Source organism: Stenotrophomonas sp. STEN022 (genome assembly GCF_056760155.1).
Window position 1 is genome coordinate 19,327 of record NZ_JBRREG010000016.1, and the last position, 24,188, is coordinate 43,514.

Annotated in this window: 19 protein-coding genes; 10 read left to right on the forward strand and 9 right to left on the reverse strand. The window is 63.8% G+C overall.

The window, feature by feature from the left end; genetic code table 11:
• The first annotated feature begins 54 nt into the window (after positions 1-54).
• Positions 55-1,695 (forward strand): acyl-CoA dehydrogenase family protein, encoded by a 1,641-nt coding sequence (locus ACVOMF_RS05410; RefSeq protein WP_481508346.1) that lies wholly within the window; start codon positions 55-57, stop codon positions 1,693-1,695.
• Here the strand turns inward: ACVOMF_RS05410 and ACVOMF_RS05415 are convergent, their stop codons facing one another.
• The 4 genes from ACVOMF_RS05415 to ACVOMF_RS05430 all read right to left on the reverse strand — a co-directional run bounded on the left by ACVOMF_RS05415 (position 1,696) and on the right by ACVOMF_RS05430 (position 5,894).
• Complete coding sequence (locus tag ACVOMF_RS05415; protein WP_481508347.1) at positions 1,696-3,393, reverse strand: diguanylate cyclase; 1,698 nt, start codon at positions 3,391-3,393, stop codon at positions 1,696-1,698.
• Positions 3,394-3,557: 164 nt separating this feature from the next.
• A complete protein-coding gene (locus tag ACVOMF_RS05420) occupies positions 3,558-3,953 on the reverse strand; it encodes a hypothetical protein (RefSeq protein WP_481508348.1) in 396 nt (131 codons plus the stop codon).
• Between the two features lie 302 nt (positions 3,954-4,255).
• Positions 4,256-4,597 carry a hypothetical protein gene (locus ACVOMF_RS05425; protein ID WP_481508349.1) on the reverse strand — a complete coding sequence of 114 codons (342 nt, stop codon included), beginning with the start codon at positions 4,595-4,597 and terminating at the stop codon, positions 4,256-4,258.
• Between the two features lie 121 nt (positions 4,598-4,718).
• Positions 4,719-5,894, reverse strand: a complete 1,176-nt coding sequence (locus tag ACVOMF_RS05430) for a thiolase family protein (protein WP_481508350.1) — start codon at positions 5,892-5,894, stop codon at positions 4,719-4,721.
• A gap of 180 nt (positions 5,895-6,074) precedes the next feature.
• On the opposite strand from ACVOMF_RS05430, the gene ACVOMF_RS05435 reads away from it, so the two are divergent.
• Entirely contained in the window at positions 6,075-8,924 is a 2,850-nt protein-coding gene (locus tag ACVOMF_RS05435) for a S8 family serine peptidase (protein ID WP_481508351.1), read from the forward strand.
• Positions 8,925-9,002: 78 nt separating this feature from the next.
• Here the strand turns inward: ACVOMF_RS05435 and ACVOMF_RS05440 are convergent, their stop codons facing one another.
• Positions 9,003-10,100, reverse strand: a complete 1,098-nt coding sequence (locus tag ACVOMF_RS05440; RefSeq protein WP_481508352.1) for a Glu/Leu/Phe/Val family dehydrogenase — start codon at positions 10,098-10,100, stop codon at positions 9,003-9,005.
• A 305-nt stretch (positions 10,101-10,405) separates the two neighbouring features.
• On the opposite strand from ACVOMF_RS05440, the gene ACVOMF_RS05445 reads away from it, so the two are divergent.
• From ACVOMF_RS05445 to ACVOMF_RS05455, 3 genes are all read left to right on the forward strand, one after another.
• Positions 10,406-13,921 (forward strand): methylmalonyl-CoA mutase family protein, encoded by a 3,516-nt coding sequence (locus ACVOMF_RS05445; protein WP_481508353.1) that lies wholly within the window; start codon positions 10,406-10,408, stop codon positions 13,919-13,921.
• A 291-nt stretch (positions 13,922-14,212) separates the two neighbouring features.
• Complete coding sequence (locus ACVOMF_RS05450) at positions 14,213-14,614, forward strand: DUF4288 domain-containing protein (protein WP_481508354.1); 402 nt, start codon at positions 14,213-14,215, stop codon at positions 14,612-14,614.
• Positions 14,615-14,671: 57 nt separating this feature from the next.
• Positions 14,672-15,712 carry a S66 peptidase family protein gene (locus tag ACVOMF_RS05455; RefSeq protein ID WP_481508355.1) on the forward strand — a complete coding sequence of 347 codons (1,041 nt, stop codon included), beginning with the start codon at positions 14,672-14,674 and terminating at the stop codon, positions 15,710-15,712.
• 49 nt (positions 15,713-15,761) lie between these two features.
• Here the strand turns inward: ACVOMF_RS05455 and ACVOMF_RS05460 are convergent, their stop codons facing one another.
• Entirely contained in the window at positions 15,762-16,736 is a 975-nt protein-coding gene (locus ACVOMF_RS05460) for a hypothetical protein (RefSeq protein WP_481508356.1), read from the reverse strand.
• Between the two features lie 270 nt (positions 16,737-17,006).
• On the opposite strand from ACVOMF_RS05460, the gene ACVOMF_RS05465 reads away from it, so the two are divergent.
• Together ACVOMF_RS05465 and ACVOMF_RS05470 are read left to right on the forward strand one after the other, a co-directional pair.
• Positions 17,007-17,957 carry an MBL fold metallo-hydrolase gene (locus ACVOMF_RS05465; RefSeq protein WP_481508357.1) on the forward strand — a complete coding sequence of 317 codons (951 nt, stop codon included), beginning with the start codon at positions 17,007-17,009 and terminating at the stop codon, positions 17,955-17,957.
• 48 nt (positions 17,958-18,005) lie between these two features.
• The gene (locus ACVOMF_RS05470) at positions 18,006-18,356 is read left to right on the forward strand and encodes a hypothetical protein (protein WP_481508358.1); all 351 of its coding nucleotides are present in this window, start codon (positions 18,006-18,008) and stop codon (positions 18,354-18,356) included.
• A 152-nt stretch (positions 18,357-18,508) separates the two neighbouring features.
• Here the strand turns inward: ACVOMF_RS05470 and ACVOMF_RS05475 are convergent, their stop codons facing one another.
• Both ACVOMF_RS05475 and ACVOMF_RS05480 read right to left on the reverse strand, forming a co-directional pair.
• Complete coding sequence (locus ACVOMF_RS05475; protein ID WP_481508359.1) at positions 18,509-19,399, reverse strand: diguanylate cyclase domain-containing protein; 891 nt, start codon at positions 19,397-19,399, stop codon at positions 18,509-18,511.
• A gap of 254 nt (positions 19,400-19,653) precedes the next feature.
• Positions 19,654-19,920, reverse strand: coding sequence for a hypothetical protein (locus ACVOMF_RS05480; RefSeq protein ID WP_481508360.1), 267 nt, complete (start codon positions 19,918-19,920; stop codon positions 19,654-19,656).
• Positions 19,921-20,001: 81 nt separating this feature from the next.
• Here ACVOMF_RS05480 and ACVOMF_RS05485 point away from each other — a divergent pair, with 81 nt between their 5' ends.
• The 3 genes from ACVOMF_RS05485 (at position 20,002) to ACVOMF_RS05495 (ending at position 23,023) form a co-directional block, all read left to right on the forward strand.
• The gene (locus ACVOMF_RS05485) at positions 20,002-20,886 is read left to right on the forward strand and encodes an acyltransferase (protein ID WP_481508361.1); all 885 of its coding nucleotides are present in this window, start codon (positions 20,002-20,004) and stop codon (positions 20,884-20,886) included.
• Between the two features lie 213 nt (positions 20,887-21,099).
• Positions 21,100-22,023, forward strand: coding sequence for a M14 family metallopeptidase (locus ACVOMF_RS05490; protein WP_481508362.1), 924 nt, complete (start codon positions 21,100-21,102; stop codon positions 22,021-22,023).
• Positions 22,024-22,270: 247 nt separating this feature from the next.
• Positions 22,271-23,023, forward strand: coding sequence for a transporter (locus ACVOMF_RS05495; RefSeq protein WP_481508363.1), 753 nt, complete (start codon positions 22,271-22,273; stop codon positions 23,021-23,023).
• 9 nt (positions 23,024-23,032) lie between these two features.
• On the opposite strand, the gene phaZ7 is transcribed toward ACVOMF_RS05495, so the two are convergent.
• Positions 23,033-24,172 (reverse strand): extracellular native short-chain-length polyhydroxyalkanoate depolymerase PhaZ7, encoded by a 1,140-nt coding sequence (phaZ7, locus tag ACVOMF_RS05500; protein ID WP_481508364.1) that lies wholly within the window; start codon positions 24,170-24,172, stop codon positions 23,033-23,035.
• Between the last annotated feature and the right edge of the window lie 16 nt (positions 24,173-24,188).

Here is a 24,188-nt window from a genome sequence, read left to right on the forward strand (position 1 = left end):
CGGGCGCAGGGCGCTTGCGGCAGAATCAAGGACGGTCCCCCCCGAGTCGTCGCCATGTTGCCGCAGCCGCCTCCGTTTGAAACCCACGTCGTCGACAACCAGCCGCCGCCGTTTGCAGAGCGTGATCTGTGGCACGACGACCTGGCCTTGCAGCAGTGCGTGCAACGCGAAGGCGCGGAGGCCTTCACGCGGGCAGTGCAGCACTACGGCGTGCTGGCCGGTGGCGAGCTGTACCGGATCGGCTTCGATGCCAACCGCCAGCGGCCGCTGCTGCGCACGCATGACGCGCAGGGCAACCGGATCGATACCGTCGATTTCCATCCGGCGTATCACCGCTTGATGGCCACGGCGAAGACCCGTGGTGTTGCCGGGCTGTCCTGGCGCTCGGCGCAGCCCGGCGCGCATGTCGCGCGTGCGGCCTTGAGCTATCTGCACCATCAGGCCGAGGCGGGTACCAGTTGCCCGTTGACCATGACCCACGCCGCCGTGCCGGTGTTGCGGCACGAGCCTGCGTTGGCGGAATGGGCCGACAAGGCGGCCGCTCCGTTCTACGACGCACGTGATCTGCCCATCGGCGACAAGCCCGGCATCACCGTCGGCATGGGCATGACCGAGAAGCAGGGCGGTTCCGATGTGCGCAGCAATACCACCCTGGCGACGCCGTTGGCGGGCGAGGGCGAGTACAGCCTGGTCGGGCACAAGTGGTTCTTCTCCGCGCCGATGTCCGATGGCTGGCTGGTGCTGGCGCAGGCACCGGGCGGACTGAGCTGTTTCCTGATGCCACGCCGGCTGGCCTGCGGGCGGCGCAACAACTTCCATCTGATGCGCCTGAAGGACAAGCTCGGCGACTGGGCCAATGCCTCCAGCGAAGTGGAGTTCTGCGGTGCCTGGGCGCGGCGCGTTGGCGAAGAAGGGCGCGGCGTGGCCACCATCATCGAGATGGTGATGCTGACCCGGCTGGATTGCATGCTGGGTTCGGCTGCGCAGATGCGCATGGCCCTCGCGCAGGCGCTGCATCATGCACGGCACCGGCGCAGCTTCGGCAAGCTTTTGGTCGAGCATCCGTTGATGGCGAATGTGCTGAGCGATCTTGCAATCGAATCGGAGGCTGCGACCACCTTGGCGATGCGCGTGGCGCGCGCCGTCGATGGCGCGCCGCTGGATGCACATGAAGCTGCCTTCGCACGGATCGGCACGGCGATCGGAAAATTCTGGATATGCAAGCGCGCGCCAGGCTTCGTAAACGAGGCGCAGGAATGCCTGGGCGGCGCCGGCTATGTGGAAGAGTCAATGCTGCCGCGGCTGTACCGGCAGGCGCCGCTGAACTCGATCTGGGAAGGCAGCGGCAATGTGCAGTGCCTGGATGTGCTGCGTGCCTTGCAGCGCGAACCAGAAACGCGTGTGGCCTTGCTGACCGAGTTGCAGCAGGTTGCCGGTCGCAACGACGACTTTGATCGCGCGCTTGAGGCCGCGTTACGCCAACTGCAGGGCGCCGAGCTGGCCCAAGCTGATGCGCGCACACTGGTCAGCGATATAGCGGTGTTGCTGCAGGCAGCGGCGCTACTGCGCGCGGACAGCCCGCTGGCGGCGCTGTACGCACAATCACGGCTGCCGCGCGCGGCCGGTGTCTACGGCGTGCTGCAGGCAGCAATGCCGTTTGCGGACATTCTGGCGCGCGCCTTGCCGCAGGCTTGATCAGCCGGCGCCATCCAGTGCCGGGTCGAAGCGCAGCACCTGGTTGCGGCCGCTGCGCTTGGCCCGGTACAGCGCGGCATCGGCCTTGCGCAGGAGGGTGAGGCCAGCCACGCCATCAACCGGATACGTGGCCACGCCCAGCGAGATGGTGATCGGCGGCAGCGTCTTGCCGGAGAACGGCACGCTCATCTGCGACAGCGCAAGACGCAGTTCCTCGGCCTGGCGCAGGGCATTGCTGCTGTCCGACTCGGGCAGGATCACGGTGAACTCCTCGCCACCATAGCGGCAGGCGATGTCTTCGCCGCGCAGACGCGAGACCAACAGTTGGCCGACGGCTGCAAGCAATGCATCGCCACCGCCGTGACCGTGGGTGTCGTTGAACTGCTTGAAGTGATCCACATCCAGCATGATCACCGACAGCGGGAAGTCGCGGCGACCGCAGCGGGCGATTTCGCGGGTCAGTGATTCTTCCAGATAGCGCCGGTTGTACAGCCCGGTCAGCGGGTCACGGATCGACTGCAGGCGCAGTGACTCGCGCAGGCGCAGGTTGCTCAGTGCAAGCGACAACTGCTCCACCGCCGATTCGGCGATGTTCAAGCGTGGCAGCGGGCCGGGGCCGGCACCGGAAAGAAACAGGAAACCAATCTGCACGCCTTGTGCCGACATCGGGATGCAGGCGGTGGCCACACTTTGACCGTGCTCAGGCCGGCTGATATGCGGGCAACTGGCATCGCGCAGCAGGTCATCGATGACATGCGGTTGCCCACGCCGGATCGCCCAACAATCGCTGGGCGGCAGGAAGGCGCTGGTTTCCACCAAGGGCTTGCCCCAGCTGACGATGTTCTCGACACGATCATTGGAGGCACGCAGTAGATAGACCGAGCCGGCGACATTGGGCATCAGTGCTTCCAGCGTGCGCGCGCTGATTTCCAGGGCTTCTTCCGGGTTGGCGCAGCTCTGCAGCAGGCCGGTATAGCGACCCAGGGTCTGCAGGTCGGCGCTGGAACGTTCGATCTGTTCCAGGTTGCCCGCCAGTTGCTGGCTGGCGCTGGCTGCACGCTTTTCGGCGCGGGTGCGGCGGCGCAGCTCGGACAGCAGGATGCCGTAGACCGATGCGACCACGGCCAAGCCAAAGGGGATGCCGGCAAAGGCGAGCCCCAGCAGCAGGTCGGCGCTGCGGCGCGAACTGGCGGCGCGGTCCACCAGTCGCTCGTGTTCTTCCTCGACCATGGTCCGCACCTGTTCACGGATCGCGCTGGTGGTGCGGAAGGCGCTCTGGTTGATCGCCGCGCGTGCGGCCTCCAGGCCTTGGCTGTCGTAGATGTCGACGACATGCTGGATCTGCTGCAGGCGTCGGTTCACCAGCTCGTTGAGCTTGATTGCATTGCGCGCCTGATCGGGATTGTCGGGGATCGACTTGGACAAGCTGCCCAGCAGCAGCGGCAGCCGTTCCACGCTGACCTGGTAGTCAAGCAGGTAGGCCTGGCTGCCGGTCAGCAGGTAGCCGCGCTCGGCAGACTCTGCATCCAACACCATCGATTGGATTTCATCAATCCGGCTGATGACTTCGTGGGTATGGGCGACCAGTCGTGCATCGGCGATGAACCTGCGTGCGCCAATGAATACACCGACGCCAATGGCGACGAACACCAGCGCCGAAAATATCAGCGCGAATTTGCTACCCGTGTGTTTCCGCATCCGGCCCTTGATTGCATGATCGAGGTGATACGCACGTGCTGCCTACGCGTGCGTGATCACATGCCTGCCCGGATGTGGTGTGCATCCGGCCCCCTGTGGCATCACGCATCCAGCGCGAGCGTCACGCAGCCGTCATTGGCATGACAGCTGCGTGACGAAGTCTATCAATGCTTGGCGGCGTCTGCTTTTTCGCGCGCTTGCTTGGCCGCATCGTGGACGTGGTCGGCAACCTTCTGCGCCGCGTCGGCGGTAGCTGCGCTGGCATCGGCAGCGGCGTCCTTGGCCGCGACGGAGGCATCGTCTGCAGCCTTGGCCGTGGCGTCGGCGGCATTGTCCAATGCCTGCTGCGATTCGGCGGCGGCGTTGCGGGTTGCGGCCGCAGCTTGGTCGGCGGCATCACGGGTTGCGTCGGCAGCGGATTCGGCTGCGTTCTTGGCCGCTTCTGCGGCATGGTCTGCAGCGGCGGCTGCGTCCTGCTTGGCCTGCTCGGCGTTACGGTCATTGCAGCCAGCCAGCGCCAGCACCAAGCCTGCGGTCAGTACGGGGACAAACAGCTTCATTGCACTCTCCTAGGTTGGACCAATGTGGTCACCCTAGAGGCTGCCGTATTCAGATCACGTCAAGACCAGATCGCGCGGTCAAGCAGCGCAGGAGCAATGCGGCGATGGGCTTGTGCGCCACTTCGCACTGCCCATCACGGCAGGCAGGTGGCCGTTTGGCGTGCTGTGCGTGCAGGGGAGCGAGACGGCGAGCTACCCTTGGCCTGCAGCAGGCGGTGGCATTGCGGAAGCAATCCCGGGGCATAAAAAAAAGCCGCTGGCGAACCAGCGGCTTTTCGGTACTAGCTTGGAAGCAGAAGTTATTACTTCTTGGCTTCTTCAGCAGCGTCCTTGGCCTGTGCAGCAACGTCTTCAGCAGCCTTGGCAGCGTCGGTAGCGGTGGCAGCAGCAGCGTCGGTGGTGGCAGCAGCGGCGTCGGTAGCAGCCTGGCCAGCAGCGTCAGCAGCGGTGGCGGCGGTGTCAGCAGCAGCCTGGGCAGCGTCAGCGGTAGCAGCGCCAGCGGTGGCAGCAGCGTCAGCAGCGCCCTGGGCTTCGGTTGCAGCGGTGTCAGCGGCAGCGGCGGCGTCAGCAGCCTGCTCCTGCTTCGAGCAGGCGGTCAGGGCCAGACCCAGGGTCATTGCGATCAGCAGCTTGTTGATGCTCATTTGTGAATCCTCGTCGTGAAATTAGGCAACGCGCCATTGCGCGCCGGGAACATGATGACAAGCCCATTTCGACTGTCAAGCGGTCCCGCATTCAGGTTTGAAAATTTCTGAAATTTTCCAATCAAATCAATTCAATGGCGATGGCGGTTGCTTCGCCGCCGCCGATGCAAAGCGACGCAACGCCACGCTTGAGGCCGCGCGTGCGCAATGCATTTACCAGCGTAACCACCAAGCGGGCACCGGACGCACCGATGGGATGACCCAATGCGCAGGCACCGCCATTGACGTTGATCTTGGCGTGTGGAATGCCCAGCTCGCGGATAGGTGCCATCGCCACCACGGCAAAGGCCTCGTTGACCTCGAACAGGTCGACGTCGGCGATGGTCCAGCCAGCCTTTTCGAGCACCTTGGAGATCGCGCCGATCGGGGCGGTGGTGAACCACTCCGGTTCCTGCGAGTGGGTGGCGTGTGCAGCAATGCGGGCCAGCGGCTGCACGCCGCGCTTGGCAGCATCGTCGGCGGACAGCAGTACCAGCGCTGCGGCGCCGTCGGAAATGCTGGAGGAGCTGGCGGCGGTGACGCTGCCGTCCTTCTTGAACGCCGGGCGCAGGGTGGGGATCTTGCTGACGTCCGATTTGCCAGGCTGCTCGTCCTGGTTGAACTCGACGTCGCCCTTGCGGGTGGCAACCTTGACCGCAACGATTTCATCGTCGAACGCGCCGTTGGCCTGGGCGGCCTGTGCACGGGTCACCGATTCAATGGCGTAGGCATCCTGCTCTTCGCGGGTGAAGCCGAACTTGGCCACGGTGGCCTCGGCGAACACGCCCATGGACTGGCCGTCATAGGGGTTGGTCAGGCCATCCCATGCCATGTGGTCCACCGCCTGGAAATTGCCGTAGCGGTTGCCGGTACGCGAGTTGGGCAGCATGTGCGGGGCGTTGGACATGGACTCCATGCCGCCGGCAACCACGATGCTGGCCGAGCCGGCCTTGATCAGGTCGTGGCCGAGCATGATGGCCTTCATGCCCGAGCCGCAGACCTTGTTGAGCGTGGTGGCGCCGGCGCTGGTCGGCAGGCCGGCGGCAAGTGCGGCCTGCCGAGCCGGTGCCTGGCCCAGGTTGGCCGGCAGCACACAGCCCATGATGACCTCGGACACATCCGCGGCGGGGATGCCGGACTGCGCCATGGCGGCGCTGATGGCAGTGGCGCCCAGGGTCGGGGTGGGGACGCCGTTGAACTGGCCAAGGAAGGAGCCAATGGCGGTACGCTTGGCGGCGGCGATGACGATGTCAGACATGAGCAATCTCGGTTATACCTTGCGGCAATTATCGAACGTCTGCGGGATCGGGCACATTGGACCAACGGCACATCCCCACAGGCAGTGGATTGTCGTTGCAGTATAGAAGGTAGCCGGAGTGCTACCGGGATCAGGTAATACCTGAATTGGCAAATCATCCATAGGAAGGGGAGCAGGGGCATGAGTAGTGCAGCGGTGAGCAGCAATTTGGCGCGCGGTGTGTTGGCCAGTTCATTGGCGCTGGCGTTGGCAGCCTGCGGGAGTGGTGGCGGACCCAAATCCGATCCGCCGCCGGTCACTCCGCCACCTACGACGCCTCCAGTAACCCCGCCGGTGACCCCGCAGCCAGCGTTTGATGCGCATCTGGCCTTGACCAACACGCCGGCGGCGCACGCCATGGGCTTGACCGGTGCAGGTTACCGGATCGGCGTGATCGACTCTGGGGTGATGCGCAACCATCCGGCGCTGGCAGGACGCGTGCAGGCCAACTACAACTATCTCAACCCCGCACAGAACAACCTGTCGGTGGACGATGTGGTTGGGCATGGCACCACGGTTGCACAACTGGCCGCTGGCGCGCCGACCGGGCGATGGCCGGGAGGTATCGCGCCGGGTGCGCAGATCCTGTCCGCGCGCATCATCGCCGACAAATCGCCTACCGATGATGGTTCCGGCAATGGCAATGAAGTGACCGGTGCATTGGGCATGGCCTCGGTGCATGCGGACCTGATCCGCGATGGCATGCGCATCATGAACAACTCCTGGGGCGGCCTGTACTGGACCCGGGCGAACGTAACGGCGGAGATTGCCAACGAGTACCGTCCTTTCATCAACAACAATGACGGGCTGGTGGTGTTCGCCACCGGCAACGAATCAAAGCCCAATCCTTCCGACATGGCGGCGTTGCCGAGCAAGGTTGGCAGCCCCGGCAGCTATCCGGCGGCCGACCTGGAACGCGGCTGGTTGGCAGTGGCCGCCTTGGATACGGCCAAGCCGACGGCGTTGGCGTCCTATTCCAACGCCTGCGGCGTCGCCAAGAACTACTGCCTGGTAGCGCCGGGCACTGCGGCGTTCGTTGGACATGACAGCACGGCCAACAACCTGACGTATTACTACGGTAGTGGTACTTCCTATGCGGCGCCCTTGGTCTCGGGTGCGGCAGCGCTGGTGTGGCAGGCATTCCCTTACTTCAACAATGACCTGGTCCGGCAGACCCTGCTGGGGACTGCGACCGACCTGGGTGAGGCCGGGCCGGATGCGGTGTTCGGCTATGGCCTGCTCAATGTCGGCAAGGCGGTGAAGGGGCCGGGCAAGGCTGATTGGGGGGACATCAAGGTCAATGTGAGTCAGCTCGGGCTCAATTCGGTATGGAGCAATCCGATCAGCGGTGCCGGCGGCTTGGTGAAATCCGGCAGCGGATCATTGGGCTTGTCCGCCGCCAACACCTACGCCGGTGCTACTCGTATCCAGCAGGGCACGCTTGCGCTGCGTGACGGCGGTTCGATCCGTTCGAATGTCAGCATCGATGCGCAGTCCAATCCTTCGGCTGCGGCACTTCAGTTCATGGGAGGCACCACGCGGGTGGTGGGCAACGTGGACAACGGCGCCAGCGTGATCGTGCTCAGCAATGAGGGCTCGGCAACGATCGAGGGCAACTACGTGCAGCGCTCCGGCGCGCGCTTGATGGTTGCGCTCGGTTCCAATGCCTTGCAGGTCACAGGAACGGCGAGCCTGGATGGTGGGGTAATGGTAAATGGCGCGGTCGCCGGCTACGTGCCACAAGATGGTCGCCGTCAGGACCTGCTGCATGCCGGCGGCGGTATCAGCGGGCAGTTCGCAACCCCGGCGACTGGCAGCACCGGGGTTACCTTGCTGCAGACCCAATATGGCTATGACGCCAACAACGCCTGGCTGCAGTTGGACCGGGTGAGCGTTACGGCGGCGGCAAGCAGCGCCAGTGTTGGCTTGCGCGCGATGTCGGCGGCACAGCGGGTGGAGCAGGCGTTCGAACTGCTGGATTCCGATGATGGCCTGCAGGCCACGGCGTTCGGCTCGGCTGCGGCATCGGTGCAGGGCGTCGGCGGCGGCTTTGCCGGCCTGGCCCAGAGTCTGGAGAGTCTGTCCGGGCAAGCCCATGCCACCGCCACCGCGATGACCTTTGACAGCATCGATATGAATCGGCGTGCACTGTCCAGCCAGTTCGCCGAAGGCGGTGCGGGCCCGGCAGCCAGCGGAGTATGGATGCGCAGTCTGGGTGGTGGCGGGCAGGGCGGTTACCTGGGCAGTGACTACAGCGTCGGCGGGTGGATGATGGGCGGTGAAACCGCGTTGTCCAGCAATGCCGTGCTGGGTTTCGCGTTCGGCGAAACCCGCGCCAATGCCAGCGGCGGTGTGGCGCAGGACCGGAGCCGTGATCGTCAGACCCAGTCGCAGCTCTACGCCGGTTGGCAGCGCGGTGACGCCTATGTGTTGGGCCAGGCCGGATTTGGTCAGTACCAGCGCGAGCTGGATCGCGGGCTGTTGTTGGGTTCCGAGCGCGCCGGTGTGCAGGCGCGTTACAGCGGCAACTTCCTGTCCAGCAGCATCGAGGCTGGTTATCGGCTGGGTCACGGTGCGGCGCAGCTGACGCCGTATCTGGGTGCCGACTACACACGTATCGACGGTGGTGCGTTCAACGAGCAGGGCGGCTATGGCTTCGGCCTGCGCGCTGACGATTGGAGCAGCGGCCGGGTGCAGGCTTTGGCTGGCTTGCGTGGCCAGTACCTGTGGAAACAGGTGGCGTTCAATGCCTATGCCGAATGGCAGCAGGCGCTGGGTGGCAATGGCCTGAGTCTGGATGCCAGCTTTGTGGGCGTGGATGCCTGGGCGCCGATTACCGGGCTGCAGCCGTCGCGTTCGGGCGGTTTGTTTGGGCTGTCGGTGGAGTCGTGGCTGGCCCGTAATACCCGGTTGTCGCTGGGCTATGACCAGCGCTTCGGCCCGCGCGGTGACAACCGGCAGGTGTCGCTGCGTCTGCAGCAAGCGTTCTGATCTGGGCGCGGTTTCGGGCTGCTGAGAAGCAGAAGGCGGGCGAGATGACCGCCCGCCTTCTGTGTTCCAGGTTGTGGCTTACTCGCCGCGCAGGCGGTTCATGCGCGGGGTTGCCCGGCCCATCGGCATCTTCAGCTTGCCGATCGCTTCCAGCCGGCTTTCGGCGATGCGGTCGGCCGCGCGCTGCGGCGAGACGTCATCGCGCTCGGACTGGTCGAAGATCTTGCCGAGGTTGTGGTAAATGCTGCGGATCAGGCGCATCGCACGCTCGCGGTTGTAGCCGTCGATCTCCAGCGACACGTTCATCACACCGCCGGCATTGACTGCATAGTCCGGTGCCCACAGCACGCCGCGCTTGTACAGCTCATCGCCCACGGCATGGCTGGCCAGCTGGTTGTTGGCGGTGCCGCAGATGACCTTGGCCTTGAGCCGCTCCAGCGTGCTCATGTCGATGGCGCCTTCCATTGCGCAGGGTGCGAACACGTCTGCTGCGACGTCGTAGATGGCATCGGGCTTGACCGCTTCGCAGCCGTATTCAGTAACGGCTTTCTGCACCAGCACCGGGTCCAGGTCGGTGACGTAGAGCTTGGCGCCGCGCTCGCGCAGCAACTTCACCAGCTCCATGCCGATATGGCCCAGGCCCTGCACGGCGATGCTGAGCTTGCCGATTTCCTCATGGCCGAACTTGCGCTTGACCGAGGCCATCAGCGCCTGCAGCGCGCCGTAGGCGGTAAACGGAGCCGGGTCGCCGGAGCCGCCATGGACCTGGTGCACGCCGGTGACGAAGCCGGTTTCCAGGTAGATGTTTTCCATGTCGTTGACGTCGGTGCCGACGTCCTCGGCGGTGATGTAGCGGCCAGCCAGTGCCTCGACCTGACGGCCGAAGGCGCGGAACAGCACTTCACTCTTGGCGGTCTTGGGGTCGCCGATGATCACTGCCTTGCCGCCGCCGACATTCAGCCCGGCCAGGGCGTTCTTGTAGGTCATGGTGCGGCTCAGGCGCAGGACGTCGCGCAGCGCATCGTCGGTGTTGGCATAGGGGCGCATGCGCACGCCGCCCAGGGCGGGGCCCAGGGTGGTGTTGTGGATGGCGATGATCGCCTTCAGGCCGGCGTCGCGGTTCTGGCAGAACACGACCTGCTCATGGCCGGAAGTCTCGAGGGTTTCGAAAAGCATGCAAGCTCCGATGGCGTATCTGCCACAACGTCAGTGATCGTGTAGCCAAATGGCTGGCCGGAAAACAAAAAATGCGACTTCGTCATTGGCAGGGACGGGGGTCGCGGAGCGCCATTCTAATCCATTCCCGGTAGGGGAGTGTTCAGCCCGGCGTGCCGCCCGCGGCGTCTGGTTTCGCCGACACGGGCGGTGCCGTGCCTGGCGATAGCGCAAACCGGCAAAAGGTCACGCTGCGCTGCAACCTGACCTGCGGGGGGCCGCGGTTCTATTATCGGTTGCAATAGAAACCGGATGTTGCACGGCCCATGAGTACCCCCGCCTCCCAGCTCCCGCAGGCGCAGCCTGAGACCACCCCGCTGCGCTTTGTCACCGCCGCCAGTCTGTTCGATGGCCACGATGCGGCGATCAACATCATGCGCCGCCTGATCCAGGCGCAGGGCGCGGAGGTGATCCACCTCGGCCACAACCGCAGCGTGGAAGACGTGGTGCGCGCGGCATTGCAGGAAGACGCCGACGCCATCGCGCTGTCGTCCTACCAGGGCGGACACGTGGAGTACTTCAAGTACATGGTCGACATGTTGCGCGAACGCGGCGCCGGTCATATCAAGGTCTTCGGCGGTGGTGGTGGCACCATCACCCCGGAAGAGATCCGCGAGCTGCAGGCCTATGGCGTGGAGCGCATCTACCACCCCAACGACGGCATGAAGATGGGGCTGGTGGAAATGATCGAGGACGTGGTGGCGCGTGCTGGCAAGGCCCGCGAAGCGGCCGCCCGCGAAGTGCATGCGGAAGCGCCATCGATCGAGGATGAGATCGGCATCGGCCGGGTGCTCTCGCAGTTGGAGGACGGCAAGCACGGTGAGGCCGAACTGGGCCTGCTGCGCAAGCAGTGGCAGCTGGCTGCCGGCAAGACGCCGGTGATCGGCATCACTGGCACCGGTGGTGCCGGCAAGTCGTCGGTCACCGATGAGCTGCTCAACCGCTTCCTTGCCAGCTTCCCGCAGATGCGCATTGCGGTGATTTCGGTCGACCCGACCCGGCGTCGTACTGGCGGCGCGCTGCTGGGCGATCGTATCCGCATGAACTCGCTGCGTTCCAAGCGCGTCTACATGCGTTCGATGGCGACCCGCCGCCAGCATGCAGCGATCAATACCGTGCTGCGCGATTGCATTGGTTTCCTGAAGTCGCTGCACTTCGATCTGGTGATCGTCGAGACCGCCGGCATCGGCCAGAGTGATTCGGAGATCGTCGATCTGGTCGACTTCCCGATGTACGTGATGACCAGCGACTTCGGCGCGCCAAGCCAGCTTGAAAAGATCGACATGCTCGATTACGCCGAGCTGGTGGTGTTGAACAAGTTCGACAAGCGCGGTGCCGAAGACGCGCTGCGCGATGTACGCAAGCAATGGAAGCGCAACCGCGTCGCCTTCGCCATGAAGGACGAGGACGTACCGGTGTACCCGACCATTGCCAGCCAGTTCAATGATCCGGGCATCAGCTGGATGTTCGCCAACCTGTGCCGTCTGCTGCGCGAGAAGGCCAAGGCTGATGCCGCGCTGCAGCCGCAGATCGACACCACTCTGAAGGAACCGCGTGCGACGGTGCTGATCCCCGGTGCGCGTGTGCGCTACCTGGCCGAAATCGCCGAGCAGGGCCGCGGCATCAATGCCCGCATCGATTCGCAGGCAGAAGTGGCCGAGCGTGCGCAGAGTCTTTGGCAGGCACTGAAAGAGCTGGGTGATGCAACGCAGCCGGGTGCCCTGGATCTATACGCAGGTGATGCACTGACCGATGCAGGCGTCGACAACAGCATCCGCACCCTGCGCCAGCGCTACAACGATGCGGTGCAGTTGCTGGATTCGGAGGCCCTGCGCCTGCTGCGTGAGTGGCCGGCGCGGCTGAAGTCGATCACCGATCCGGTCAACGAGTATCAGGTGCGCGGCAAGACCATCCGCGTCGAGAACTACCGCGAATCGCTAAGCCACCAGCAGATCCCCAAGATCGCCGCGCCTACCTATCGCAGCTGGGGCGAGCTGCTGGTGTTCCTGCAGAAGGAAAACCTGCCGGGTTCCTATCCGTATACCGGTGGCGTCTACCCGTATCGTCGCAGCGGCGAAGACCCGATCCGCATGTTTGCCGGTGAAGGTACGCCCGAGCGTACCAACCGTCGCTTCCACTACCTGAGCGTTGGCCAGCCGGCCGCGCGTCTGTCCACTGCCTTCGACAGCGTCACCCTGTATGGCGAAGACCCGGCGCCGCGCCCGGACATCTACGGCAAGATCGGCAATTCCGGCGTCAACATCCCCACCCTGGACGACATGAAGAAGCTGTACTCCGGCTTTGACCTGTGCGCGCCGACTACCTCGGTGTCGATGACCATCAATGGCCCGGCACCGATGATCCTGGCGATGTTCATGAACACCGCTGTCGACCAGCAGATCGAGAAATACCTGCAGGAAGACCCCGCGCGCTGGGCCGAGGCGGAAGAGAAGATCGCGAAGCTCTTCGAAGGCCGCTCACGTCCGCAGTACCACGGCGAGTTGCCGCCGACCAATAATGGCTTGGGCCTGGCGCTGCTGGGCGTCACCGGCGACCAGCTGGTGGACGCAGAGACCTATGCGCGAATCAAGGCCGAGACCCTGTCCACGGTGCGCGGCACCGTGCAGGCCGACATCCTCAAGGAAGACCAGGCGCAGAACACCTGCATCTTCTCCACCGAGTTCGCGCTGCGGATGATGGGTGATATCCAGCAGTACTTCGTCGACCACAAGGTGCGCAACTTCTACTCGGTGTCGATCTCCGGCTATCACATCGCCGAGGCCGGCGCGAACCCGATCAGCCAGCTGGCTTTTACCCTGTCCAATGGCTTCACCATCGTCGAGTACTACCTGGCGCGTGGGATGAAGATCGATGACTTCGCGCCCAACCTGTCGTTCTTCTTCTCCAACGGCATGGACCCGGAGTACACGGTGATCGGCCGCGTGGCCCGCCGTATCTGGGCACGTGCGATGCGTGAGCGCTATGGCGCAAATGAGCGCAGCCAGATGATGAAGTACCACATCCAGACATCGGGTCGCTCGCTGCACGCGCAGGAAATCCAGTTCAACGACATCCGTACCACGCTGCAGGCGCTGTACGCGCTGTTCGACAACTGCAACAGCCTGCACACCAACGCCTACGACGAAGCGATCACCACGCCGACCGAGGAAAGCGTGCGCCGCGCGGTGGCGATCCAGATGATCATCAACAAGGAGCTGGGGCTGAACTTCTGCGAGAACCCGTGGCAGGGCAGCTTCATCGTGGACAAGCTCACCGATATCGTCGAAGAGGCGGTGTACAAGGAGTTCGAGGCGATCAGCGAGCGTGGCGGTGTGCTTGGCGCGATGGACACCATGTACCAGCGCGGGAAAATCCAGGAAGAGTCGCTGTACTACGAGCACAAGAAGCACGACGGCAGCCTGCCGCTGGTCGGCGTCAACATGTTCCTGCCCAAGGAACACGCCGGCGAAGTGGCGACCGAGATCGAACTGATCCGTTCGACCGAGGAAGAGAAGGGCCAGCAGATCGAGAACGTGCATACCTGGCAGCGCAATCGCAACGCCTTGGCACCGGCGGGCGAGACCTCGCATGCGCATGAGGTTGAAGGCGCAGTGGCGGATGGCGAAGCGCACGACGGCCATGGCCTGGGCTACCTGCAGAAGACCGCACGTGATCGCCGTAACGTGTTCGAAGCGCTGATCGAAGCGGTGAAGACCCACAGTCTCGGCCAGATCAGCCACGCCCTGTATGACGTGGGCGGTGAGTACCGCCGCAACATGTAATTAGTGCCGAGCCACGCTCGGCAATGGTTTTCATGTAGTGCCGAGCCATGCTCGGCAATGGTCTTCCAAGCAACCCTGACATATGGTGCCGAGCCATGCTCGGCAGAGGCCTTGCCGGTACAGCCCCAGCCGAGCATGGCTCGGCTCTGCCGGGTCGGGCGTTGCCAGCTTCGCGGCTTATGCCGCTCCCACAAATTGTAGTCATCCAGCGTTCCAGTGGGCCTGTTCCCGATCGTTGGTGGCTGGCTGCTAGTCTTGGGCCAATCCATGACTGGCCCGTGCAGGTGAAGCATGTCTGACCAATCAAATGATCTGTCTCCGGTTGGTTGGTACGTGGGCTCCTATCAGCTGCGCTTTGTCGAGCTGGAGGAGGCCGGAAACGACGATCCCCGAGGGGAGTTTCTGGTCTGGGAGAATACGGTCATCGTCAAGGCGGACAGCTTCGAACAGGCCTACGAAAAAGTGGTTGCCATTGGAGTCGATGCAACTGAGCCTTATCGGGGCGGTGAATCGGGGATTCCGGTTCAATGGCTCTTTGAGGGTGTGACCGAGTTGCTACCGATCCATGACCCGCTGGAAGACGGCGCGGAGATCATGTGGGCCGAGCTCCCTTCCGTCGAGTTGGCAAGGGTGCGACTGCGTGCAAAATCTCTGGAAGAGCTGAGGCAACACTTGGATAAGGACGCTCAGTAGGGAATCATCGGATACGGCTCCCGTCCGGGAGCATCTCCCTAGATCACAGGTAGCAACATGGATCGACGTCGTTTTATTGGCGGTACTGCATTGGCGGCGGCCTTGCCGCTGATCAGTACGCAGGGCGCATTGGCGGCCGCGCGCGGGCAGCTGCTGGCGGCCGGGCTCAACAAGGGCGACACGGTGGGGTTGGTCAGCCCGTCCTCGGCCAGCAGCGAGCGGCTCAGCCTGCAGCTGGCGCGCGAGGCGATGGAAGCGCTGGACTTTGTGGTCAAGACCGGCGCGCATTACGCCGCGCGCCATGGACACCTGGCCGGCACCGATGCCGAGCGCGCGGGTGATCTCAATGCCATGTTCGGCGACAAGCAGGTCAAGGCCATCATCTGCGTGCGCGGCGGCTCTGGCGCCGCCCGGCTGTTGCCGCTGCTCGACTACGAGCGGATCCGCGCCAACCCCAAGGTGCTGCTCGGCTATTCGGACATCACCGCGCTGCACTGCGCGATCCAGGCCAAGACCGGCCTGGTGACCTTCCACGGCCAGATCGGCGCAGGCAGCTGGAATCGCTTCAACGTCGATCAGTTCGATCGGCTGTTCTTCAAGCGCGAGCTGATGCAGTACCAGAACCGCAGCGAGAGCGACGACGAACTGGTGCCGCGCGACAACCGCACGCTGACCATCCACGGTGGCAAGGCAGGAGGGGAGTTGATCGGCGGCAACCTGACCGTGCTCACCGCACTTGCGGGCTCGCCTTATCTGCCGGATTTCACGGGCAAGATCCTGTTCCTGGAGGACGTGGCGGAAGCGCCGTATCGCATCGACCGCATGTTCAGCACCTTGAAGCTGATGGGTGCGCTGGACAAGATCAACGGCTTCATCTTCGGTGAGTGCACCGATTGTTCGCCGGGTGACGGCTATGGGTCCTTGACCCTGGACCAGATCTTCGATGACTACATCCTGCCCTTGAAGATTCCAGCCTACCGCGGCGCGATGATTGGCCACATCAAGGAGCAGTTCATCGTGCCGGTCGGCGGCAAGGTCGAGATGGATGCCGACGCCGGGACCTTCCGTCTGCTGGCGCCCGTGCTGAGCGGGGCGTGATGCGCGCGACGACGTGGCGCGGTGCGCGTACGTCGTCCTTGCACCGGGCTTATTCTTCTTCGTCGCCCTGCGCGTCCTCGTCGTCATCCTCATCCTCGGGCGACAGCCACCAGGCATGGCCGTCCTCGCGCACCGGCTGCGGACACTCGCGGGTTTCGATCGCGTCCAGGTGACGGCCGCTGCCGCCGGCAACCCAATCCTTCAACAGCTTCTCGACGGATAGCCGGCTCTGTGCCGCAACGCCGAGGTTGCGCTCACGCTGCCATGCCGTGTCTTCATCCGGCTTCGCGGCATGGTTGTGGGGCGCGCCGTAACTGCAACGCAGACAGTAGTGGCGGATGCTGCGGGTCCAGTCTTCGGCGTAGCCGATGCCGGGTGCGCTGGCGCGCAGCAGCGCGTCGATGTCGTCGGTGCTGTCCGCGCGCACGAACACCACGAAGGTCTGGAACTCGGACGGCTGCAGTCGCTCCAGTTCGTTGAACACATGCACCTCGCGCTCGCCATCGAAGCGTGCGCCGGTGGGGGCGCCGTCGTGCAGCACGATGTCACCGAAGCGGTGGCCGCTTTCCGGCAGTGGCACGTTGAGGATGCGTGCGCGCACCGGGTCGATACGGCGCATGAACACCGTTTCGCCGGTGCTCCAAGGGTTCAGGCGCACCACGGCGACACCGAAGTCGGCATCGATGGGGCCAGCACCTTCAGGAAGGGTGATGTCGCACGCAGCCCAGAGTTTGCGCACTGTGTTCCACTGGCCAAGACCCGTGGCAGCGATGGCTGCGTTCCAGTGTTGGGCTTGGCTGAACTCTTCTGCCAGTTCAATCGCGCGCAGGTTGTCGCGCAGCGAGCCGGTCCAGTCCATCTGGTACTTCAGCGCCAGTCCGCGCATGTAGTGATAGAAGGGGTTGTCCGGGTGGTGCTGCAGCAACACGTCGAAACTCTGCGCGGCGCTTTGCAGTTCGCCGTCGTCAACTGCGGCGTACGCATGGTTGTGGACGCTTTCAAGATCGGGCTGTTCGATGGTCATTGCGCGCGGCAGCATTGGGGGACGGCAGATGATCGCATGCGGACTGTGTCTCCGAGTCGGGCATACAGCCATGTGATCGATATGCCGAATGGTTGTCAGCGCGGGCAGGGTGCAGTCCGCGTTTTTTCAGAGCTACTCGTTAACATGCCAATAACAGGAATCTTGCCAGCATCGGCACCGAAGCGTGGTCGTGCGCCGTTGGCTGGATGCACCGCGCACAATGAATCCCTGTCTTTGGTTTTCTGGAGCAGCGTAATGAGCAGCAGAAGCATGCGGTACACAGCATCGGCAGCAGTGTTGGCACTGACGGTGGCGTTGGCAGGCTGCGGGAAGCAGTCGACAGCCGATGGCCCCGCAACGTCGGCTCCGGCGGTAGCGACGCCAGCAATGGATGATCTCCCGCAAACCGCCCAGCAGGTGCTCAAGGTAGAGGTGTTCAACCCGGGCGACAGCGGTATCTTCGCGGTGTCTTCCGAGCTGCTCACAGGTGCAACTGACGCGGTGCTGGTCGATGCGCAGTTCTCCAGGGCTGATGCGGCCAAACTGGTCGAGATGATCAAGGCATCGGGCAAGAAGCTGACCACGATCTACATCAGCCACGGTGATCCGGACTACTACTTCGGCCTGGAGACCCTGCACGCCGCTTTCCCCGATGCGCAGATCCTGGCCACCCCTCAGACCATCGCGCATATCCAGGCAAGCAAGGATGAGAAGCTGAAGATATGGGGGCCAAAGCTGGGTGCCAATGCGCCCAAACAGTTGCTGGTGCCTTCCCCCCTGCAGGGCAACAGCTTGCAGTTGGAGGGGCAGGAGTTGAAGGTGATCGGCCTGGACGGCGCCAGCCCGCAGCGCACGGCCTTGTGGGTGCCATCGATCAGTACGGTGATGGGCGGGGTACTGGTGGATGCCGGTTCGCATGTGTTCATGGCCGATACGCAGACGCCGCAGTCGCATCAGGATTGGCTGGCCGCGCTGCAGCAGATCAAGGACCTGGCGCCGGCGCGGGTGATTCCCGGCCACTATGCCGAAGGTGCGCCACAGGACCTGGCGGCGGTTGAGTTCACCGCCAACTACATCCGTGCCTTCGACGAGGAAGCGGCAAAGGCCAAGGATTCAAGCGCGCTGATTGCGGCGATGAAGCAGCGCTACCCGGGCTTGCAAGGCGATGCATCATTGGAGCTCAGCGCCAAGGTTGCCAAGGGTGAAGTGCCTTGGAAGTAGCCGCGTAGTGCAGAATGGGCGTCATGCCAATCGTCAAGGAGGATCATTGTGAAACATCGCTTTCTTGCTGTTCTCATCATCAGCGTTCTGGCTATAGGTATCGCCTGCGCCAAAGAGCCCATTCGCCTGGATGCGTCTTCGGATGCCGCAGCTGAGTCCAGCTGGAACAGAATGACTGAATCAGTCACTCCCGCGAAAAAGCAGAAACTGCTGGTGGCCATGCTTCAGATCAATCTGGCCGGGGTGAATTCGGCGTATGAGGTGGCGGGCAATCCTGAGCTGCAGCGCCTTGGCATTGCCAGGATAAAAGACAAGGTTGCCAACCTGAATGCCGACGAGATCATCGAGTTGGGAAATCGGACAGCCAGCGCCCAGATCTCGGTCCAGTCGGTCCAGTAAAGTCCAGCGACGTTTGCAAGCAGAGTCCATTCCGTAGATGGAATTGGTTCTGGTGATGCCGTGCTTGTCGCAGCGGGACAGCGCTCAGTCTTGGACCGGATGGCTGTTGGAACTTTTCGGGGTCATCTTTGGCCTGGGAAGCGCCGCCTGGATCAGGAAATCGGGTTGGAGGCGCGATCCGCGGCAGAGTTGGCAAGGCGCTTCTTCGCCTTGGCGGCATACATGGCGGCATCGGCATGGCGCAGCAGGGCATCTGCGTCATTGCCGTCGGCGGGGAAGCAGGCCACGCCGACGCTGGCGTCTATCTGCGGGGTATCGCTGCCCAGGCTCTGCAGCAGGGCCAGCCGCGCACGCAGGGCAGTAGCGATGTTCAGGGCATCACTGGGGCTGGCGCAGGCCGGCAGCACGGCAACGAACTCGTCGCCGCCGACGCGGGCTATCAGGTCGTTCTGCCGCAGGCCGTCGCGTAGTTGGCGGGCGGCATCACGCAGCAGGCGGTCGCCGGCTTCATGCCCGTAGTGGTCGTTGGCAGCCTTGAAACCATCCAGATCGATGTAGAGCAGCGCAAGCCCGCTGCCATCGCGCGTGGCGCGCTCCAGTGCCGCTTCCAGCTCGCGCCGCAGGTGGTAGCGGTTGGGCAGGCCGGTCAATGCGTCGTGGCTGGCCAGGTGCTCCAGCTGTCGTTCGATGCCACGCAGGGCGGTTACCTCATGGCCGACGCCGATGCGGATGCCGTATTCCGGCAGCCATTTGGCCGACCATTGGATGTCGACCACGCTGCCATCCTTGCGGATGTAGCGGTTGCGGAAGTTGGAGCGTGGCCGGCCAGCCATCACGTCCAGTGCCGACTGCTCGGTGGCGGCGCGGTCCTCCGGATGCACCAGGTCCATGATCTGCCGGCCTTTGGCCTCGGCGGGGGTGTAACCGAAGATGGTCTCGAAAGCGGCATTGACCATCAGCAACTCGCCATCGGGGGCAACCATGCATACCGCGTCGGGCAGCAGATCCAGGACTTCGCCGAGCAGTGGCAACTTGAAGGGCATGGGCAATACGACAAATACGAAGGCTGGAATTATGCCGCGTCCAGATTACTGCGTATGTCAGGGCGCGACCCACTCTGGCCGACGCGCAGAAGCTCGGGGGACAGGGGAGGGGGCCGGCCGTCGGCGGCGGACAAGCGCTGAATACGGGTAGCCAATGGCGCGCTCGCCACTGTCTGTTGGATTCGTTGACGCGGCTGACTGATGTGCCGGGCGGCCGACCGTGGGAACTGCCACGGCCTCCCAGCAGGCATTCGCTACGGCAGTTGAGGGCGCTTGAGGCGGGAATCGAGCACGCCATCGAGCAGTGCTTGCGCAAGAACATGCGGCTCAGGCTTCGGACGGGCAACCCGCACTTGGTCGATGCAGGCAATCGGGTTCGGGGGCAGGCCAATCTGCGGCGTCTGCCGGATGCAGCTGCCGGAGGGGGATTCCACGCCGGTGAGCGCCTCGATATCGGCTGCTGCCGGGGCGGAAATGGCGGTGAATGCCGTGCGTTGAGCGATGTTGCCGGGTCCTGCCAACCGTTCGGGATGAAACCTGACGCGACGGTTTTGCTACCCTGTGCTTCTTTGGGTTCTGGGGTTGTTCCCCGCGGTTACTCCATGGTGTGGTTGCGCGTTGCTCTGATTTTCCCGTTGATCGTGATCAATACGCTGGCCCATTGCCTGCCGTTGTTCGTGGTCGCGCTGTTCAAGGCGGTGCTGCCGCTGAAGTCGGTGCGCCGGGCCTGCAATCCGCTGCTGACCGGGCTGGCTGAAAGCTGGATCGCGGTGAACAGCGCAATGATCCATGCCTTTACCGCGACCCGTTTCACTGTCAGCGGAACCGAGGGACTGGACCGCGATGGGCACTACCTGGTGCTGGCCAACCACCAGAGCTGGGTGGACATCCTGGTGCTGCAGAAGGCGTTCAATCGCCGCATCCCGCTGCTGCGCTTCTTCCTGAAGCGCTCGCTGTTCTGGGTGCCGGTGCTGGGCCTGGCCTGGTGGGCGCTGGATTTCCCCTTCATGGGCCGCTATAGCCGCAAGCAGATCGCCAAGAACCCGGAGCTGGGGCGGCGCGACATGGAAGTGACCCGCAAGGCCTGCGAGAAGTTCGCCAGCATTCCGGTGTCGGTGATGAACTTCGTCGAAGGCACCCGCTTCACGGCTGCCAAGCACGCAGCGCAGACCTCGCCGTTCAAGCACCTGCTCAAGCCAAAGTCCGGCGGTGTGGCCTTCGTACTGGACGCGATGGGCAAGGGCCTGCATGCCTTGCTCGATGTGACCATCGTCTATCCCAAGGGCATCCCCTCAATGATGGACCTGATGGCCAATCGTCTGCCGGAAGTGAAGGTGCTGGTACGCAAGCTGCCGATCCCTGCCGAGTTCATCGGCCGCAATTACCAGGAAGATCGCAACTTCCGTGCCCAGTTCCAGCAATGGATGAATGGCTTGTGGCTGCAGAAGGATGCGGATATCGCGCGTCTGCTTGAGGGCAAGGCCTGATCGGTCCCGTTGGGTTTCGCGGGAACCCCGTGGATTCTGTTGTGGCAGCGGCGTAAGCCGCGAAGCCGGCATCGCTGAAACACCAGTTTTTTGCTGCCCGATGATGAGGGAGCTTCGCGGCCTACGCCGCACCCACAAACTTCGCGCGCGCCTGAAGTCAAGGCAGCATAGGTGTAAAGTGCGCGCCAACATCCGTATTGAAGAGACCTGCGCATGAGCATTGATGCCGCTTTCTATCCCATTGGTACCCCCGGCCAGGCCTGGGGGGCACCGGAGCGCGCACAGTGGCTGGCCCAGCAGAAAGTGCAGCGCAGCTATGCCGAAGAAGTGCTGGTCAAGATCGACGCGCTGCGTGATCGGTTTGAGGTGACGCAATACGGCGAGCTGGATTACCCGTCGGGTCGCTACCCGCTGTTTGCGATCCGCAGCCAGGGCTGGGACGAGGCCTTGCCGGTGATGTTGGTCACTGGCGGCGTGCACGGCTATGAGACCAGCGGCGTGCAGGGCGCGCTGCAGTTCGTCGACCAGCATGCGGACAGCTATGCTGGCCGCTGCAACCTGCTGGTCGCCCCCTGCGTCAGTCCGTGGGGTTATGAGCGTATCCAGCGTTGGAATGCCTTGGCGTTGGACCCGAACCGCTCTTTCGTGGACAACAGCCCGGCACAGGAATCGGCGGCGCTGATGGCCTTGGTTGCCCCTGTGCAGGGGCGTGTGCTGATGCATATCGACCTGCACGAAACCACCGACACCGACGAAACCGAGTTCCGTCCGGCGCTGGCCGCGCGCGACGGCAAGCCGTTCGAGCCGGGCGAGATTCCTGACGGCTTCTATCTGGTGGATGACACCGAGAACCGCCAGCCGCAGTTCCAGCAGGCGGTGAATGCCGAAGTAGTCAAGGTGACTCATCTGGCCCCGGCCGACGAGCGTGGTGAGATCATCGGTTCCAAGGTGGTTGCCGAAGGCGTGATCGAGTACCCGCTCAAGGCCCTGGGCCTGTGCGCCAGTGTCAGCGGTGCGCGCTACACGACCACCACTGAAGTCTATCCGGACAGTGCCAAGGCGACCCCGCAGCAGTGCAATGATGCCCAGGTGGCGGCGGTGATCGGCGCTCTGGATTACGCGCTGGTGCATCGCTGAGGTTTTGGCTCGGCAGGTTTGATGAAAGCCCACCCGGCGCAAGCGGGTGGGCTTTTCATTTGTGGCCTCGCCGCCAACCAAGGGGACCTACCCGGAGCATCCGTAGCCCGGGTAAGCGAAGCGCACCCGGGAGGCGCACGCTGCAACAGCCCGAACGGACCATCGCGCACTGTTGCGCTCTCTGCCATGCCGGTAGCAGCCATGATCTTTCACATCGCCACCCAGCCACGTATGGAACATGGCGGGCATGAAAACCTCGCCCCTGCTGCTTGCAGTGCTCGCTTTGGCCAATGGTCAGGCCCAGGCCGAAGACGCGCCGGAGTTCGACCGTCCAGGCATTGGCTTTTCAACCAGTACGGTCGGCAAGCACGTCGTTGTCTGGGAGCAGGGCTTGCCCGATGCCAGCCGTGATCGCAGCGATGGCTTGACCACCACCACATGGACCGCAGACACGCTGTTGCGCGTTGGGCTTGCCGATACGCTGGAGTTGCAGCTCGGCGCAGATAGCTGGAGCGGGCTGCGGCAGCGCGGTCCCGGTACTCGCGTACAGGACAGCGGCGGCGGTGACGGCAGCGCGGCACTCAAATGGGCGCCAGCGCTGGCCAACGAACAGCTGTCAATGGCATTCAAAGCAGGGGCCAGCCTGCCTTGGGGCAGGGCGCCGCTGGGTGATGCGGGGCATGACTACGACCTGGGCATGACGGTGGCATGGGCGCTGCCGCGCGACAGCAGCCTGGCGTTCTACATCGACCGGCAATGGGGCGACGGTGGCAATGGCTGGTTGTTCTCGCCCAGCTATGGTTTCGCCTTGCGGCCGCAGTTGTCGGCCTATGTCGAAGCCGGCTATGGCACCGGCGCGCAGCATATGCGTGCGGCCGGTGCCGGGGTGACCTGGATGGTGAGCCCGCGCGTGCAGTTGGATGCATCGTTCCTGCGCGGGCTGGATGCCGATACCACCGATTGGCAAGGCGGTGTCGGCGTGTCGATGTACTTCAATTGAGCACAGGGTTCAGCGATTGACCGCCGGCCCATACACCCCGCTGTAGCCGGCTGCACAATTGCTGGTGCAGTCAGTGGTCAGCATGTTGCGCACGATCAGCCCAGCATTGTTCTTCGAGCGGAAATGGCCGACGCCGCTGCTGGTGTCACCACCGCCGAAGTTGTAAGGGCTGCCGTCGCTCCAATCCCAGTCGAAGCTGTAGGCGCTGCTGCCTGCGCCGATGTCGATCTGCGCGTAGACATTGGTGGCGCTGTTGAACAGTGCGCCATCGGCACAGCCGGCGCTGTAGCTGGTGGTGAAGCAATGCACCTGGTCACGCGAGCCGGCGGTGATGGTGTAGAAGCGGATGCCGGTGTACGTGGCTGGGAACGTGCGTAGGCTGCCGCTGCCACTGCCGGTCCAGCGGTTGTAGCCGTAGTAGGCAACGCCGGTGCTCGGGTACAGGCCGAAGGTGTAGTAGTTGTACGGGAAGACATAGGCCTCGGCGTTGCAGGTGGGTGCCAGGGTCGATTGATAACCGGTGCTGCGGCAGGTCTGCAGGCCGCGCAATCCGCCAGCGATGTTGATGAAGCGGCGCACGCTGCCTTGATTGGCGTTGTACTTGATCGAGGCCAGGGCCATGGTCGCGCCCAGCGAGTGGGTGACGATGTCCACCTGGCTCTTGCCGGTATAGGCCTTGACCTTGTCGATGAAGGTCTTGATCGTCTGATAGGTGGCCGGTGCGTGGTAGTTGTACTGCGGCGCCGCGCGCTCGCTGGCGCTGAGGTAGGTGATGCCGAACAGTTCGCAGTCGTTGTAGCCGGCAGCCTTCAGTTCGGCATAGATCGAGCGCGGCGGGGTGCTGTAGCCGGCCACCGCGCCGGCGGGCATGTCGAAGCTGATGGCGCTGTCGCCATTACCGGGAATGAACACCACCGGTGTCTTGCTGGCGACACAGCTGCCGCCGCCAAAGCCGCCCTGGCCGACACCGGGATTGAACCCGCCAGCGTATTGGTTCGCCGTGCCGGTGCAGGTGTAACCGTTGTTGCTGCCGCACTCCAATGCCTTGGCGCTGGAAGGTGCCAGCATCAGCATGGCGCCTGCCAGCGGCGCGGCCAAGGCGCTGAACAGCCATGAGCAAATGACGGGGACAGATCGCGTGTTCGACATCTGACAGCTCCGGTAG

Coding starts and splice junctions, on each gene's coding strand:
- ACVOMF_RS05410 (WP_481508346.1), top strand. CDS start 55: ATGTTGCCGCAGCCGCCTCCGTTTGAAACCCACGTCGTCGACAACCAG.
- ACVOMF_RS05415 (WP_481508347.1), bottom strand. CDS start 3,393: ATGCGGAAACACACGGGTAGCAAATTCGCGCTGATATTTTCGGCGCTG.
- ACVOMF_RS05420 (WP_481508348.1), bottom strand. CDS start 3,953: ATGAAGCTGTTTGTCCCCGTACTGACCGCAGGCTTGGTGCTGGCGCTG.
- ACVOMF_RS05425 (WP_481508349.1), bottom strand. CDS start 4,597: ATGAGCATCAACAAGCTGCTGATCGCAATGACCCTGGGTCTGGCCCTG.
- ACVOMF_RS05430 (WP_481508350.1), bottom strand. CDS start 5,894: ATGTCTGACATCGTCATCGCCGCCGCCAAGCGTACCGCCATTGGCTCC.
- ACVOMF_RS05435 (WP_481508351.1), top strand. CDS start 6,075: ATGAGTAGTGCAGCGGTGAGCAGCAATTTGGCGCGCGGTGTGTTGGCC.
- ACVOMF_RS05440 (WP_481508352.1), bottom strand. CDS start 10,100: ATGCTTTTCGAAACCCTCGAGACTTCCGGCCATGAGCAGGTCGTGTTC.
- ACVOMF_RS05445 (WP_481508353.1), top strand. CDS start 10,406: ATGAGTACCCCCGCCTCCCAGCTCCCGCAGGCGCAGCCTGAGACCACC.
- ACVOMF_RS05450 (WP_481508354.1), top strand. CDS start 14,213: ATGTCTGACCAATCAAATGATCTGTCTCCGGTTGGTTGGTACGTGGGC.
- ACVOMF_RS05455 (WP_481508355.1), top strand. CDS start 14,672: ATGGATCGACGTCGTTTTATTGGCGGTACTGCATTGGCGGCGGCCTTG.
- ACVOMF_RS05460 (WP_481508356.1), bottom strand. CDS start 16,736: ATGACCATCGAACAGCCCGATCTTGAAAGCGTCCACAACCATGCGTAC.
- ACVOMF_RS05465 (WP_481508357.1), top strand. CDS start 17,007: ATGCGGTACACAGCATCGGCAGCAGTGTTGGCACTGACGGTGGCGTTG.
- ACVOMF_RS05475 (WP_481508359.1), bottom strand. CDS start 19,399: ATGCCCTTCAAGTTGCCACTGCTCGGCGAAGTCCTGGATCTGCTGCCC.
- ACVOMF_RS05485 (WP_481508361.1), top strand. CDS start 20,002: ATGGTGTGGTTGCGCGTTGCTCTGATTTTCCCGTTGATCGTGATCAAT.
- ACVOMF_RS05490 (WP_481508362.1), top strand. CDS start 21,100: ATGAGCATTGATGCCGCTTTCTATCCCATTGGTACCCCCGGCCAGGCC.
- ACVOMF_RS05495 (WP_481508363.1), top strand. CDS start 22,271: ATGAAAACCTCGCCCCTGCTGCTTGCAGTGCTCGCTTTGGCCAATGGT.
- phaZ7 (WP_481508364.1), bottom strand. CDS start 24,172: ATGTCGAACACGCGATCTGTCCCCGTCATTTGCTCATGGCTGTTCAGC.